Source organism: Streptomyces sp. NPDC058373 (assembly GCF_042723275.1).
GTDB lineage: Bacteria > Actinomycetota > Actinomycetes > Streptomycetales > Streptomycetaceae > Streptomyces.
This window is the reverse complement of record NZ_JBHXJE010000062.1, coordinates 1-14759: the sequence shown is the minus strand read 5'-3', so window position 1 is coordinate 14759 and position 14759 is coordinate 1. Positions and strand designations below refer to the sequence as shown.

Genomic DNA, 14759 nt, shown 5'->3' with positions numbered 1-14759 from the left:
GGGGGTCAGGACCGGCCGGGGAGCCGGACCACGGTGACGAAGAAGTCGTCGATCTGCTTGACCGCCGCGATGAACTGGTCGAGGTCCACGGGCTTGGTCACGTAGGCGTTGGCGTGCAGCTTGTAGCTGCGCAGGATGTCCTCCTCGGCGGACGAGGTGGTGAGCACCACGACCGGGATGAGGGCCAGCGCCGCGTCGGCCTTGATCTGCGCGAGGACCTGCCGGCCGTCGTACTTGGGCAGGTTGAGGTCGAGCAGGATCAGGTCGGGCCGGGGCGCCTCGGGGTAGGCGCCGCGCTGGTAGAGGAAGTCGAGGGCCTCCTCGCCGTCGCGGACGACGTGGAGGGTGTTGCGGATCTTGTTGTCCTCGAAGGCCTCGCGGGTCATCAGCTCGTCGCCGGGGTCGTCCTCGACGAGCAGGACTTCGATGGGCTGGGCGGGCGTGGTCACTGGCCGTCTCCCGAGAGGCTGGTGGTGGCGGGGGTGAGCAGGTCCGACCGCGAGCCGGTCGCGGCGGCGGGCAGGGTGAAGTGGACGCTGGTGCCCTGCACCGCACCGGCGTCGCCGTCCTCGCCGGTGCCGGTGACCGGCTCCAGCCAGATCCGGCCCCCGTGGAACTCGACGATCTTGCGGCAGAGGGCGAGGCCGATGCCGGTGCCGCCGTAGGCGTCCTTGGCGTGCAGCCGCTGGAAGATCACGAAGACCTTCTCGGAGAACTCCGGCGCGATGCCGATGCCGTTGTCGGTGACCGACAGGTGCCAGGTGTCGTCGTCCTCGCGGACGCAGTCCACCACGATCCGGCTCGGCACGTCGGGGCGGCGGAACTTCAGGGCGTTGCCGACCAGGTTCTGCCACAGCATGGCGAGTGTGGTCGGATCGCCGCTGATCTCGGGCAGGGGCGTGTCGCGGACGACGACCGCCCCGCTCTCCTCGACGGCGAGTTCCAGGTTGCCCAGGGCGCGGTCCAGCGCGCCGTCGAGCGAGGTCTGCTGCCAGGCGTCGCCGACCCGGCCGACGCGGGAGAAGGTGAGCAGGTCGTTGATGAGGACCTGCATCCGCTTGGCACCGTCGACCGCGAAGTCGATGTACTGGCGGCCGCGGTCGTCCAGTTCCGCGCTGTACCGCTTCTCCAGCAGCTGGCAGAAGGAGGCGACCTTGCGCAGCGGCTCCTGGAGGTCGTGCGAGGCGACGTAGGCGAACTGCTCCAGCTCGGCGTTGGAGCGGCGCAGCTCGTCGGTCTGTCCGGAGAGCAGGGCCTCGCGGGTCCGGGCGGCGACGAGTTCGTCGACCAGGCGGCGGCGCATCGCCTCGACGGCGGCGCCGACGGCCCGCAGGTCGGAGGGGCCGCCGACCTCGATGCGGCGCTCGAAGTCGCCTTCGCGGACGCGCCCGGAGGCGGTCAGCAGGCTGTCCAGCGGGCGGCCGACCATGCGGTGCAGGAGCAGGGCGAGGACGACCACCGCGAGGACGAAGACCACGAGGACCACGATGAGCACGATGTCGCGCACCGAGCGGGCGTCGTCGAGTTCGGCCCGGGTGGCGACGCGGGCCTCCTCCAGGTGGTTCTGCTGGGCGTCGAAGAGGTCCCGGAGGTAGTCGAACTGGAGCTTGCTCTCGGTCACGTCGACGGCGGTGGCGGCCTGCGGGCCGCCCTCGCGGACGGCGGCGATCAGCGGTTCGGCCTGCTCGCGCCGCCATTCGGCCGCCGACTTCTCGATGCGCTCGACATCGTCCGCGAAGCGGGTGTCGTCGCCGATGTACCGCTCGATCCGGGCGACCTGGTCGCGCTCACCGGCCTGCCCCTCCTCGTAGGGGGTGAGGAAGGAGGCGTCGCCGGTGAGGGCGTACCCGCGGACGCCGGTCTCCTGGTCCAGCAGCGACTTCTCGAGCTGGAAGGCGATGGAGCGGGCGGGCTGGATGCGGTCGACCAGTTCGTTGGTGCGGTCGTTGGTACGGGAGAGCAGCGCGCCCGCGGCCGCGGTGCAGCCGAGGACGACGACGACCAGCGCCACCAGGACCAGGCGGACCCAGCCCTGGACGGAGAGGCGTTCCTGAAGCGTCTTGCGGGTTCCGGTCACGACTTCCCCCATCCGAGATGCAGGACGGCGACGTCGTCGGCGAGGCCGCCGTAGGGGGCGGCGCCTTCGGCGGCGCCGTCCACGAGTGCGTCCACGAAGGCGGCGGGCTCCAGGTCGGCGTTGCGCAGGGCCAGTTCCAGCAGCCCCTCCTCACCGAGGCGGGTACCGGGTCCGGTGCGGCCCTCGAAGAGGCCGTCGGTGAAGAGGACGACGTGGCCGCCGGGCGGCAGCGGCACCTCCTCCTGCGGCCACTCCCCCCGGCCGGGGAGCAGGCCGAGCGCCATCCCGCCGGGCGTCTCCACCTGGCTGACGGTGGCGCCGGAGCGGATCAGCATGCCGGGGTGCCCGGCGCGCACCACCCGCACGGAGCCCCGGTCGGCCGGGAAGACGAGGAGGGTCACGGTGGCGAAGACGTGCGGGTCGGAGCGCTCGGCGACGAGGATCTCCTCCAGCAGCCGGACCTTCTCCAGCTGCTCGGTGCCGCACAGTACGGCGGTGCGCCAGGCGACGCGCAGGCAGACGCCGAGCGCCGCCTCGGCCGCGCCGTGGCCGGAGACGTCGCCTATGACCGCGTGGACGGCGCCGTCGGCGGTCTGCACGACGTCGTAGAAGTCGCCGCTGAGCAGCCCGTGGGCGCGTCCGGGCTCGTACCGCGCGGCCGCGCCGAAGTCCTCGCCGTGCAGCAGCGGGACGGGCAGCAGGCCCCGTTCGAGGCGGGCGTTCTCCTGGGCTATCCGCTCGTTGGCGCGCAGGGCCGCCGAGGCGCGTTCGACCTGCTTGCGCTGGAGGGCGTAGCGGACGGCGCGGCTGAGGGTCTCCGGGTCGAGGTGGCCCTTGCCCAGGTAGTCCTGGGCGCCGGTGGCGACGGCGGCGAGCCCCGCCTCGGACTCGGCGAGGCCGGTCAGGACGACGATGGCGGCGTCCGGCGCGGAATGCACGATACGGGTGACCGAGTCGAGGCCGTGCACGTCCGGGAGGTGGAGGTCGAGCAGGACGCAGACCAGCCGGTCGCAGTCGGCGAGGTACGCCTGCGCCTCGGCGAGGGTGCGTACGCTGACCAGTTCCGCGTCGAGGTCGCTGTCGGCGAGCGTCTCCTCCAGCAGGAGGGCGTCGCCGGGGTCGTCCTCGACGAGAAGCAGTACGGCGTCGACGGCTCTGAGCGAGCCGTTGACCGGTCCGGTGCCGTTCAGTGGGTTCATCGTTCCTGCCGTCCTCGAAGGAGGCGGCATCACCTGCGGGAGCAGCACGGCTGCGCTCCACCCCCCTCACTCACCTGTGACTCGCGCGTGCGGCGCCACCGGCCGGAAGCATATGCGACAAGGGCTCGCGCGTGTGCCCTCGGTAGGGCTACGGCAGGCAGCACCCCGCCACGGCAAGGGATGAGCGCCGCGCGCTGTGTCCGGGCTCACTCGGTCATACCGGGGCAAGGGGCGCGCACGGCCCGTCGCAGGGGCGCGATCCGGTCAAGGTGATCACTCCGGGGAGCGCGCGCCGGTCCCGCGCGCGGGCCCGGGCCCTGGCGGCCGGGCGCCGGGGGGCGTAGGGCAGACTCGGGCGGGTGCGCAACATCTATGTCATCGGTATGGGATCGGGAGATCCGGATCAGCTCACCCTTCAGGCGGTGAAGGCGATGCGGCGGGTCGACGTGTTCTTCCTGCTCGACAAGGGCGAGGAGAAGGCGGACCTGCTGCGGCTGCGCCACGAGATCCTCGCGGAGCACGCCGGGGACCGCCCGTACCGGCTGGTGGAGGCCCGGGATCCGGACCGCGACCGGGACCGGAGCGCGGGGACCGCCGCGTACACCGAGGCGGTCGAGGACTGGCGCGGCCGCCGGGCCGACGTGTACGAGCGGATGATCACCGACGAGCTGCCCGAGGACGGCACCGGCGCCTTCCTGGTCTGGGGCGACCCGGCACTGTACGACTCCACCCTCGGCATCCTGGAGGAGGTCCTGGAGCGCGGCCGGGTGAGCTTCGACCACGAGGTGATCCCCGGCATCAGCAGCGTCTCGGCGCTGCTCGCCCGCCACCGCACGGGGCTGAACCGGGTGGCGAGGCCGGTGCAGTTCACCACCGGCCGGCGGCTGGCGCAGGGGTGGCCCGAGGGGGTGGACGACCTGGTGGTGATGCTCGACGCCCAGCAGGCGTACCGCCACCACCTGGCCGAGGACCCCGTCATCCACTGGGGCGCCTACGTGGGTACGCCCGACGAGATCCTGGTCTCGGGCCGCCTCAGCGAGGTCGCCGACCGCATCACGGAACTCCGCGCCGAGGCGCGCGAGCGCAAGGGCTGGATCATGGACACCTACCTCCTGCGGCGCGACTGACCCGGACCGCCACCGCCCCCGCCCGCCTCACCTCTCCGGCCTCTCCCGCACCCGGGAGGGCCGGACGGCCTTTCCGGCCCTGCCGCCACGCCTGCCTCCCCCTCGGCCGGGCAGACGCTCCCCATGCCCGCAGCCGGACCGCGCGCCCCCCGCCCGTCCCGCGCACCGCAGGTCGCCCTACCCCCCGGGGGGGACCTGCTACGGTGACACACATACCCCCGGGGGGTACTGCAAAAGCCGATCGGCGGCTGACGGCCCGACCGTCGTCGCCGTGAGAGCGGAGCAAGGAGTGAGCAGCAGCGTGTACTTCGTCGAGACGATCGAGACACCGGGGCTCGGCAACCGTCACTACCTGGTGGGCGGTTCCACCGCCGCCGTCGCCGTGGACCCCCCGCGCGACATCGACCAGGTCATCGCCGCCGCCGCGCGCCGGGGCGTCCGCATCGCGCGGGTCGTGGAGACCCACGTCCACAACGACTACGTCAGCGGCGGGCTGGAACTGGCCCGGGTCACCGGGGCCGAGTACGTCGTCCCGGCCGGTGCCCGCGTCAGGTTCCCCCGCACCCCGGTCCACGACGGCGACACGGTGGCCGTCGACGAGGCCCTCACCCTGCTCGCGGTCGCCACCCCCGGCCACACCCCGCACCACACGGCGTACGTCCTGCGCGAGACGGGTGCGCCGGTGGCCGCCTTCACCGGTGGCTCGCTGCTCATCGGTACCGTCGGCCGCCCCGACCTGGTCGAGCCGCGGCTCACCGAGGAACTGGCCCGCGCCCAGCACGCCTCCGCGCACCGCCTCGCCGACACCCTGCCCGACGCCACGGCGGTCCTGCCCACCCACGGCTTCGGCAGCTTCTGTTCCTCGGCGCAGGCCACCGCCGACAGCAGCACCGTCGGCGAGGAGCGGACCGCCAACGAGGCCCTGGTCAAGGACGCCGACACCTTCGTCGAGGAACTGCTGGCGGCTCTGGACGACGTCCCGGCCTACTACGCCCACATCGGCCCGGTGAACAGCTTCGGTCCCGCCCCGGTCGACCTCACCCCGCCCGCCACCGCCGACCACGCCGCGCTGGCCGACCGCCTCTCCGCCGGTGAGTGGGTGGTCGACCTCCGGCACCGGGTGGCGTTCGCCGAGGGGCACGTCCCCGGCACCTACAACTTCGAGGCCGACGGGCAGCTCGCCACCTACCTGGCGTGGCTCATCCCCTGGGGCAAGCCCGTCACCCTGCTCGCCGAGAGCCCCGCGCAACTCGCCGACGCACAGCGCGAACTGGCCCGGGTCGGCATCGACCGCCCGGCCGCCGCGGCGACCGGCGGACCGGCCGACTGGCTGCCCTCCGGCGCCGCGCCCGCCTCCTTCCGGCGCGCCACCTTCGCCGGGCTGGCCGGCGAGCACCCCGCCGCGGTCCTCGACGTCCGCCGCGACAGCGAACGCGCCGGACGCCGGATCGCCGGGTCCCTGCACATCCCGCTCCACACCCTTCCCGGGCGCCTGGCCGAACTCCCCGACGGGCCGGTCTGGGTGCACTGCGCCGGAGGACCGCGCGCCGCGATCGCCGCCTCCTTCCTGGACGCGGCGGGGCACGAGGCCGTGACCGTCGACGACTCCCTCGACCACGCCGGGGCCGCCGGCCTCACCCTCACCTGAGCCCGGCCGCCCCCGACCGCACCACCGCACGAACGGAACCACCCCGCACCATGCCCCACCCCGGCTGTACCCCGCTCCGGCCCGCCCTGCCCGGCGGCCCGGCATGAGCCCCGTACTCCTCGCCCTGCTGGCGGGAGCGGTGGTCGGCCTCGCCCTCGGCGGCATGGGCGGCGGCGGGAGCCTCCTCGCCGTCCCCGCCCTCGTCCACCTCCTCGGTTTCGCCCCGGTGGAGGCGACCACGGCGAGCCTGGTCATCGTCGCGATCACCACAGCCACCTCGCTCGCCGCCCACGGCCGCGACGGCAACGTCCGGTGGCGGCCCGGGCTGCTCTTCGCCGCCACCGGGCTCCTCCCGGCCGCCCTGGGCGGCCTGCTCGCCGCCCGGCTGCCCGCGGCGCTGCTCACCGCCGCCTTCTCGGTCCTGGCCGCCGTCGCCGCCGCGGGCATGCTGCGGACCCGCGACGACACCCCGCGCACCGGCTCGACGAGCATCGCGCGGGCGGCCGGGGCGGGCGCGGGGCTCGGCGCGGTCACGGGGCTGCTCGGAGTGGGCGGCGGGTTCCTCGGCGTGCCCGCCCTGGTGCGGGTGGTGGGGCTGCCGGTGCGGGCGGCGGTGGGCACCAGTCTGCTGGTCATCGCCCTGACCTCCACCGCCTCCCTCGCGGCCAGGGGCGGGACGCTCTCCTCGCTGGACTGGGCGGTGGTCGGGCCGTTCACGGCCGCTGCCGTGCTCGGCGCCTGGGACGGGAGGCGGCTTGCCGCCCGAATCTCCGGGCGGGTCCTCCAACGCGTCTTCGGTGCGGTGCTACTCACCGTGGCCGCGCTGATGCTGCTGGACGCGCTCGTCCCGCGCTGACGGCGTGGCACCCGCTTCTGCGGAACCGGCGCCGGGCAGGGGGCGGGCGTCCCCTCCCCGATGACCAGCACCAACCAGAAGCAGCCGGGGGGCCGAGCGCGGGGCGGGCACCACCGGGGGCTGCCTCTCCGCCGTCCTCGGGGCGGCCGCCGGGCTGGGATCCTGGGCGGTGGCGGAGGCGGGTACGGCCGTCCTCGCGCCAGGCGGCCCCGCTGACACGCTCCGGTCCGACGGCGTCCACCTCTCCCCCGCCGGCGGCGCGGTGGCCCACCGCGCCGTCCTCGCGGCTCTCACCGGTCCGACGGGCGGTCCAGGCCCTCGGTGACCGGCACGTCGCGGCCACAACGCCGCGACGATCACGGAAGATCCCCCCATGGGATTCTTCGACGCCCTCTTCGGCCGCCGCAAGCAGATCCAGCCCAACCTGGACGACTGGTTCGCCCTCCCCTCGGCCGCGCTGGAGCTCCAGGCGGCCACGGGTTTCACGCCCACCGGGCGGGGAGCCGTCTGTTTCACCGGGGTCGAGGGCGGGCAGTTCGCGCGGCTGAAGCAGGAGATCAGGGAGTTGCTGGACACCGACACCGCCCACGGCGGGCAGCCGGTGGAGTACAGCCAGGACCGGTACGGCTACACCTGGCTCCAGGTCGAGCAGCCGCCGGACGACCTGCCGGGCCTCGTCAACGACCTGCACACGATCAACAGCATGCTCCAGGACCACGGCTGGGGCCCCCAGCTCCTCTGTTCCCTCGTCGGCTTCACCGGCCCGGCCGACAGCCAGGAGGCGGGCCTGCCCCTCGGCCTGGTCTACCTCTACAAGCGCGGCACCTTCTACCCGTTCGCGCCCCGCGCGGCGGACCGCCGCGACAACGCGCTGGAGCTGCGCGTCCAGGGTGCGCTGGAGCACGAGCTGCCGCTGGAGGCGGACCTCGGCCGCTGGTACCCGCTGTGGAACAGCCCCGCGCTCAGCGGTCCGTGACGGTCCGGGCGGCGCCGGGCTCGCGCCCCGGCTCGTCGCCCGTGGTGTACGACGAGGTGGAGCCGGAGGCGCCGCCCGCCAGCCCGGCGAGGAGGAAGACCACCATCAGCACGGTGGCGGGCGTCCCCAGGACCAGCGGCCGGGCGGCCGACCCGGCGGCGCCCAGGTTCTCGGTGACCCGCCCGACCTCCTCGGCCTCCTCGGCGTCGGTGCCCAGGACGCCCGGGCGGTCACCGAAGAAACCCTTCGGGTAGGCGGGGGTCAGCATCATGGCGTACGCGCCGGTACGCATGCGGAAGCGCAGGACGGCGGCGGACGCCTCGAAGAGGGGCTGCGGAACGCGGCCGAGGACGAGCACGATCAGCCACCAGACGAGGCAGAGCGTCCACCAGCCGGAGAAGGCCAGCGCCTGCACGATCACCGCCGGGATCATCAGGATCAGGCGGAAGAGGACGGCAAGGCGGTTGAGGCGGTCACCGGTCACCTCGACGCGTACCGGGTACCCCGGGGCGTGCAGCGCGAACGGCGGGTACCGGTCGACCAGGAGCATCGCCTCGGCGTCCACCCGGGTCGCCCAGCCGAGGTAGCCGGAGAGGAAGCGGTCCAGCGGGTCCGGGACCCTGGCGGTGGCGAGGGCGGCGAACCAGGTCGCGATCGTCGCGAACCACGCGGCGATGTGCAGGAAGAACAGCACGACGAAGTGCGGGACGAGCAGCAGCAGCCGGAAGAAGACGGTGAGCCGGCGCTGCGGCACCGGCTCGGGGATGTCGAGCTGCGGCAGCCGCTCCATCGGTGCGGAGGGCGGAATCGGCTCCGCCCACTGGCCTTCGGTCATGGTGGTTCACTCCCGGCCCGGTCGGCGCAAACCCTCAGATTTCCGGCACGGGAGGGGGCGGGCAAGCCAGGGCGGCCGGGCGGGTGAGCGGCCGGGGTGCGCGGGGCCGGCGATCGAGCGGCCATTGGTATGGACATGTCCACTCGGCGCTTCTAAGCTCCTGCCGAGACTGAATGAGAGCGCTCTCACCATTTCCGTTCCCTCCCACTTCGCTGGAACGACGAAAGGGTCATCCCCGTGAGACGCACCACCGCAGCACGTGTCGGCCTGTCCTCCTTACTCCTCGCCGGAAGCTGGGCCGCGTTCGGCCTGACCCCGGCGGCGAGCGCCGCCCCCGACCCCGCCCCCGTCGCGTCGAGCGCGGTCCTGACCGGGATGGAGCGCGACCTCGGCCTCACCCCCGCCGAGGCGAAGGCCCGGCTGGCCGCCGAGAAGAAGGCGACCGCCGTCGAGAAGAAGGCCCAGCGCGCGGCCGGCGCCGCGTACGGCGGCTCCTGGTTCGACGCGAAGAGCAACTCCCTGGTGGTGGCGGTCAGCGACCGCGACGCCGCCGACGCCGTGAGCGAGGCGGGCGCCTCGGTCCGGCTGGTGGAGCACAGCGCCAAGACCCTGGACGCGGCGAAGGAGCGGATCGACGCCCTGGCCGCGCCGGGCGGCGTGGCCGGCTGGCGGGTGGACCCACAGGCCAACAGCGTCGTGGTGAGCGTGGTCGAGGGCCAGGCGGACGAGCGGGCGGTACGCGGCTTCGTGGAGCGGGCCCGCGCGACGGGCCCGGTCGAGGTCGAGACCGTGGCGGCGGCGCCGGAGACCTTCGCGGCGGGCACGGTCGGCGGTGACCCGTACTACACGGGCAACGTCCGCTGCTCCATCGGCTTCTCGGTGCACGGCGGCTTCGTCACCGCCGGTCACTGCGGCCCGGCGGGCCAGGGCGTCAACGGCTGGGACGGCAGCGCGATCGGCTCGTTCCAGGGCTCCTCGTTCCCCGGTGACGACTACGCCTACGTCAGCGTCGGCAACGGCTGGTGGACCGAGCCGGTCGTGATCGGCTGGGGCACCGTCTCCGACCAGCTGGTGCGCGGTTCGGCGGAGGCACCGGTCGGTGCGTCCATCTGCCGGTCCGGCTCGACGACGCACTGGCACTGCGGCACGGTGCTGGCGAAGAACGAGACCGTCAACTACAGCGAGGGCGCGGTCCACGAGATGACCAAGACCAGCGTCTGCGCCGAGGGCGGTGACTCGGGCGGTTCGTTCATCAGCGGCGACCAGGCCCAGGGCGTCACCTCCGGCGGCTGGGGCAACTGCTCCAGCGGCGGTGAGACCTGGTACCAGCCGGTCAACGAGATCCTCAACCGGTACGGGCTGACCCTGCACACGGCCTGACCTCCTCGAACGGCGACGCGGTCCCCCGCGCACGGCTCCGGCCGGCGCGGGGGACCGCGTGCGTTCGCGACCGGCGTGACGGACGGTTCAGCACGTTTCCCACCGGTGAGGGGAGAATGGGAGGGAAAGAGTTGTCAGCCGGTGAGAGGTGCTCCGATGGCTGGTCGGCGGGGATCGCGGTTCGCGGGTGACCGGGGGCTCACCGCGCGCATGGTCATGACGATGTTCTTCATCGGACTGCTGTACGTGGTCCTGGTGGGGGTGCTGCTGGCGGTGGCGCGCGGCTCCTGGCCACTGATCGTTCTGCTGGTCGGCGGGCTCTTCGTGGCCCAGTTCTGGTTCAGCGACTCCATCGCGGCGTACGGGATGGGGGCGCGGCGGGTCACCCGGGAGCAGGCACCGGAGCTGCACGGGGCGGTGGACCGGATCTGCGCCCTGGCCGACATGGAGAAACCGAAGGTGGCCATCGCCGACAGCGACGTGCCGAACGCCTTCGCCACCGGCCGCAGCGAGAAGACGGCGCTGGTCTGCGTCACCACCGGCCTGCTGCGTCGGCTGGAGCCCGAGGAGCTGGACGGCGTACTGGCGCACGAGATGTCGCACGTGGCCCACCGGGACGTGGCGGTGATGACGATCGCCTCGTTCCTCGGCGTTCTGGCCGGGGTCATCACCCGGGTGGCCCTCTGGGGCGGCCTGGCCCGCGGCGGACGCGGCGGCAACAACCAGGCGGGCCTGCTCCTCATGCTGATCCCGCTGGTCAGCGCGGTGGTGTACGCGGTCGGGTTCCTGCTGACCCGGCTGCTGTCGCGGTACCGGGAGCTGTCGGCGGACCGGGGCGCGGCGCTGCTGACCGGGCGGCCCGCGGCACTCGCCTCGGCGCTGACGAAGATCACCGGGCAGATGGGCCGCATCCCGACCCGGGATCTGCGCGAGGCCGAGCCCTACAACGCGTTCTACTTCGTGCCGGCCTTCTCCTCCGGGCAGAGCATGGCCCGGCTCTTCTCCTCGCACCCGACGCTGGACCAGCGGCTGGAGCAGCTGCGGAAGATCGGCCGGGAGCTGGGGCGTCCGTGAGCCCCGGCCCCCGGGCCGGTCGGATCAGCGGTTGCGGCGGAACTCCTCGACGAGCCGGGTGTAGGTGCGGCCGCTGGTCTTCATGGTGCGGCGCTGGGTCGGGTAGTCGACGTGGACGAGGCCGAAGCGCTTGTCGTAGCCGTAGGCCCACTCGAAGTTGTCCAGCAGCGACCAGGCGTAGTAGCCGTCGACGGGGGCTCCGGCGCGGGCCGCGCGGGCGCAGGCGGCCAGGTGGTCCTGGAGGTAGGCGGTGCGCTCGGGGTCGTGGACGGAGCCGTCGGGGGCGACGGTGTCGGGGAAGGCCGAGCCGTTCTCGGTGACGTAGATGGACTGGGCGCCGTACTCCCGGGTCAGGCGCAGGAGGAGTTCTTCCAGGCCGCCCGCCTCGATCTCCCAGTCCATGCCGGTGCGCGGGACGCCCTCGCGGCGGACGGTGCGGATGTGCGGGTGGGGGGCGTCCGGGGCGTCGGCGACGACGGCCGGGAAGTAGTAGTTGAGGCCGATCCAGTCGAGGCGCTGGGCGATGGTGTCGAGGTCGCCGGGGCGTTCGGGCAGGTCGACGCCGTAGACCTCGCGCATGTCGGCGGGGAAGCCGCGGCCGTGGACGGGGTCGAGCCACCAGCGGTTGGTGTGGCCGTCCATGCGGCGGGCGGCGGCCTGGTCGGCCTCGCTGTCGCCGGCGGCGTACACGGTGGAGAGGTTGTTGACGATGCCGACCTGGGCGTGCGGGGAGGCGGCGCGGACGGCCTGGGCGGCGAGGCCGTGGCCGAGGAGGAGGTGGTACGAGGCGTGGACGGCGGCGGTGATGTCGCGCAGGCCGGGGGCCATGGTGCCTTCGAGGTGGCCGATCCAGGCTGAGCAGAGCGGTTCGTTCAGGGTGGCCCAGCGGCCGACCCGGTCGCCGAGGCGGGTGGCGACGGTCGAGGCGTAGGCGGCGAAGTGCTCGGCGGTCTCGCGGACGGGCCAGCCGCCGCGGTCCTGGAGGGCCTGGGGCAGATCCCAGTGGTAGAGGGTGACGTTGGGGGTGATCCCGGCTTCGAGCAGGGCGTCGACGAGCCGGTCGTAGAAGTCGAGGCCGCGCTCGTTGACCGGGCCGTCACCCTGCGGGTGGACGCGGGGCCAGGCGATCGACATGCGGTACGCGTCGACGCCCAGCTCCCTCATCAGGGCGAGGTCCTCGGGCCAGCGGTGGTAGTGGTCGCAGGCCTCGTCGCCGGTGTCGCCGCCCGCGGTCTTGCCGGGGGTGTGGGAGAAGGTGTCCCAGATCGAGGGGGCGCGGCCGTCCTCGGCGACGGCGCCCTCGATCTGGTAGGCGGCGGTGGCGACGCCCCAGGTGAAGTCGGCGGGCAGGCCACTGAGGTCGGGGGGGCCGAACGCGGGGGCGGGGAGGGGCGAGGGTTCCGTGGTGGTCACGTGCGGGTCCTTTCGGGAGCCGGTGGGGGCAGGGCGCGCCGCCGTACCGGCGACGGGGCGAGCGGCCGGGTGCCGGTACGGGCTGCGGGCGGAGCGGGGGTTGCGGGCTGCCTGGCGCGTGGCCGGGCGGTCCGGCGGATTACTTGACGGCGCCCGCGGTGAGCCCGGCGACCAGGTAGCGCTGGAGCAGCAGGAAGCCGGCGACGACGGGGACGCTGACCACGAGGGAGGCGGCCATGACCTGGTTCCAGTACACGTCGTTCTGGGTGGCGTACGACTGGAGGCCGATGGAGAGGGTCCGTGTCGTGTCGTTGGTCATGACGGAGGCGAAGAGGACTTCTCCCCAGGCGGTCATGAAGGAGTAGACGCCGACGGCGACGATGCCGGGGGTGGCGGCGGGGACGACGACCCGGAAGAGGGCGCCGAGCGGGCCGCAGCCGTCCACGGTGGCGGCCTCGTCCAGTTCGCGCGGGACCGACTCGAAGTAGCCGATGAGCATCCAGATGGAGAACGGCAGCGAGAAGGTCAGGTAGGTGAGGATCAGACCGCCGCGCGAACCGAAGAGGGCGGTGCCGGTGGCGTTGCCGATGTTGACGTAGATGAGGAAGAGCGGCAGCAGGAAGAGGATGCCGGGGAACATCTGCGTCGACAGGACGGTGACGGTGAAGACGCGCTTGCCGCGGAAGCGGTAGCGGCTGACGCCGTAGGCGGCGAAGACGGCGACGACGACCGAGAAGACCGTGGCGGCACCGGCGACGATCAGGGAGTTCACGAAGTACTTCGCGAGCGGGACGGTCTCCCAGATGTCGAAGTAGGGGCGGACGGTGAGTCCGCTGGGGATCCACCGGAACTCGCCGGAGACGTCCTGGAGCGGCTTCAGGGAGCTGGAGACCATCACGTAGATGGGGACCAGCACGAAGACGGTGAGCAGGGCGAGGAAGATCCACCTGGTCCACACGAACGAGCGCGGCGAGGCCATCGGCGAGCGGCCAGGCCGGGGGCGCGGGCCGGTGGGCGCGCCCGGCGCTCCGGGTGCGCCCGCGGGAGCCCGCCCTGCGGGCTCCTGGGCCTTGGTCAGAGTGGTGTCAGCCATCGGAGGACTTCCTTCCGCGGGAGGTCACCAGGAGGTACGCGGCGGTCACCACGAGCAGGAACAGCAGCAGCAGCGCCGACATCGCCGATCCCGAGCCGAAGTTCCAGGTGACGAACGACGACTGGTAGATGTGGATGGAGATGAGGTCGGCCGATTCCGGGGCGGAGTCGCCGAAGAGGACGAACGGCGTGTTGAAGTCGTTGAACGTCCACAGGAACAGCACCAGGATCAGCACCTGGTTGACCGGCTGGAGCGAGGGCAGCGTGATCCGGCGGATCTGCTGCCAGACACCGGCACCGTCGATGGCGGCGGCCTCGTAGAGCTCCTTGGGGATGTTCTGGAGCCCGGCCATGACGATGAGGAAGGCGAACGGCCAGCCCTTCCAGACCGAGACGGTCAGCAGGGCGATGAAGGCGTTGTCGCCGATCAGCCAGAACGGGCGGTCGCCGGTGAGGCCGAGCTGGTCGGTGAGGACGTGGTTCACCAGGCCGTAGTCGCGCTGGAACATGAACGCCCAGGTGATGACGGCGGCGTAGACCGGCAGCGCGTACGGGGTGAGGAAGAGGGCGCGCAGCACGCCGCGGCCGCGGAAGTTGTCCTGCATGAAGATGGCGGCGGCGGTCCCGAGGAACCAGCACAGGCCGACCGACAGGACGGTGAACATGCAGGTGGTGACGGAGGAGCGGAGCAGCGACTCGCCCACGGGGGCGTTGAAGTCGACGGCGAGGGCGAAGTTGTCGAGCCCAGCCCACGGGGCGTCGCCCCAGTTGGCGATATAGAACTGCGTGATCTCCTTGAACGCCATCCAGATGCCGATGACCATCGGCACGAGGTGGACCAGGAGTTCGAGCAGGAGCGCGGGGAGCAGCAGCAGGTACGGCAGGCCGATCTTGCGCAGGCGGGCCGGGACGCGCGGGCGCCGCCGCGCCCCGGCCGGGCCCCGGGAGGGCAGGCCGGGGCCGGCCGCGGCCCCGCCCCGGCCCGGGGGGCGCCGGGGGGGGGCGGGGGGGGGCGTGACGCCCAACCCAACAAACAATCCCGCCTCGGGGCGGCCGGTGGGCGGCGCCGCGATTAGGCGGGC

At 73.1% G+C, this 14759-nt stretch carries 13 protein-coding genes; 6 read left to right on the top strand and 7 right to left on the bottom strand.

The annotated features are described in order from the left end of the window. Positions 1 to 5 precede the first annotated feature (5 nt). From ACFWMZ_RS25905 to ACFWMZ_RS25895, 3 genes are read right to left on the bottom strand one after another with little or no spacing between them, the layout of a single operon-like run. A complete protein-coding gene (locus tag ACFWMZ_RS25905) occupies positions 6 to 449 on the bottom strand; it encodes a response regulator (RefSeq protein ID WP_383183225.1) in 444 nt (147 codons plus the stop codon). Continuing rightward, positions 446 to 2077: a CHASE3 domain-containing protein gene (locus tag ACFWMZ_RS25900; RefSeq protein ID WP_383183223.1), complete on the bottom strand. Its 1632-nt coding sequence runs from the start codon at positions 2075 to 2077 to the stop codon at positions 446 to 448. Before ACFWMZ_RS25900 ends, ACFWMZ_RS25905 begins: the two co-directional genes overlap by 4 nt. Continuing rightward, entirely contained in the window at positions 2074 to 3276 is a 1203-nt protein-coding gene (locus ACFWMZ_RS25895) for a PP2C family protein-serine/threonine phosphatase (RefSeq protein ID WP_383204466.1), read from the bottom strand. The genes ACFWMZ_RS25900 and ACFWMZ_RS25895 overlap by 4 nt, the downstream gene beginning before the upstream one ends. A gap of 359 nt (positions 3277 to 3635) precedes the next feature. On the opposite strand from ACFWMZ_RS25895, the gene cobF reads away from it, so the two are divergent. The 4 genes from cobF to ACFWMZ_RS25875 all read left to right on the top strand — a co-directional run bounded on the left by cobF (position 3636) and on the right by ACFWMZ_RS25875 (position 7883). Beyond that, positions 3636 to 4403 carry a precorrin-6A synthase (deacetylating) gene (cobF, locus tag ACFWMZ_RS25890; protein WP_383204463.1) on the top strand — a complete coding sequence of 256 codons (768 nt, stop codon included), beginning with the start codon at positions 3636 to 3638 and terminating at the stop codon, positions 4401 to 4403. Positions 4404 to 4704: 301 nt separating this feature from the next. Then, a complete protein-coding gene (locus ACFWMZ_RS25885) occupies positions 4705 to 6051 on the top strand; it encodes a rhodanese-like domain-containing protein (protein WP_383204490.1) in 1347 nt (448 codons plus the stop codon). 103 nt (positions 6052 to 6154) lie between these two features. Then, complete coding sequence (locus ACFWMZ_RS25880; RefSeq protein ID WP_383204460.1) at positions 6155 to 6907, top strand: sulfite exporter TauE/SafE family protein; 753 nt, start codon at positions 6155 to 6157, stop codon at positions 6905 to 6907. A gap of 373 nt (positions 6908 to 7280) precedes the next feature. Then, a complete protein-coding gene (locus tag ACFWMZ_RS25875) occupies positions 7281 to 7883 on the top strand; it encodes a hypothetical protein (protein WP_383183211.1) in 603 nt (200 codons plus the stop codon). On the opposite strand, the gene ACFWMZ_RS25870 is transcribed toward ACFWMZ_RS25875, so the two are convergent. Continuing rightward, positions 7870 to 8718, bottom strand: coding sequence for a DUF4389 domain-containing protein (locus ACFWMZ_RS25870; protein WP_383183209.1), 849 nt, complete (start codon positions 8716 to 8718; stop codon positions 7870 to 7872). The two genes, ACFWMZ_RS25875 and ACFWMZ_RS25870, sit on opposite strands and share 14 nt — an antisense overlap. Positions 8719 to 8955: 237 nt before the next feature. On the opposite strand from ACFWMZ_RS25870, the gene ACFWMZ_RS25865 reads away from it, so the two are divergent. Continuing rightward, positions 8956 to 10098, top strand: coding sequence for a S1 family peptidase (locus tag ACFWMZ_RS25865; protein ID WP_383183206.1), 1143 nt, complete (start codon positions 8956 to 8958; stop codon positions 10096 to 10098). A gap of 156 nt (positions 10099 to 10254) precedes the next feature. After that, positions 10255 to 11172: a zinc metalloprotease HtpX gene (gene htpX, locus ACFWMZ_RS25860; protein ID WP_383183204.1), complete on the top strand. Its 918-nt coding sequence runs from the start codon at positions 10255 to 10257 to the stop codon at positions 11170 to 11172. A gap of 24 nt (positions 11173 to 11196) precedes the next feature. Here htpX and ACFWMZ_RS25855 read toward each other — a convergent pair whose 3' ends face one another. The 3 genes from ACFWMZ_RS25855 to ACFWMZ_RS25845 form a co-directional block, all read right to left on the bottom strand. Continuing rightward, complete coding sequence (locus ACFWMZ_RS25855; protein WP_383204457.1) at positions 11197 to 12585, bottom strand: GH1 family beta-glucosidase; 1389 nt, start codon at positions 12583 to 12585, stop codon at positions 11197 to 11199. 139 nt (positions 12586 to 12724) lie between these two features. Further along, positions 12725 to 13564: a carbohydrate ABC transporter permease gene (locus tag ACFWMZ_RS25850; protein WP_383204487.1), complete on the bottom strand. Its 840-nt coding sequence runs from the start codon at positions 13562 to 13564 to the stop codon at positions 12725 to 12727. 106 nt (positions 13565 to 13670) lie between these two features. After that, the gene (locus ACFWMZ_RS25845; RefSeq protein WP_383183253.1) at positions 13671 to 14630 is read right to left on the bottom strand and encodes a carbohydrate ABC transporter permease; all 960 of its coding nucleotides are present in this window, start codon (positions 14628 to 14630) and stop codon (positions 13671 to 13673) included. Positions 14631 to 14759 lie beyond the last annotated feature (129 nt).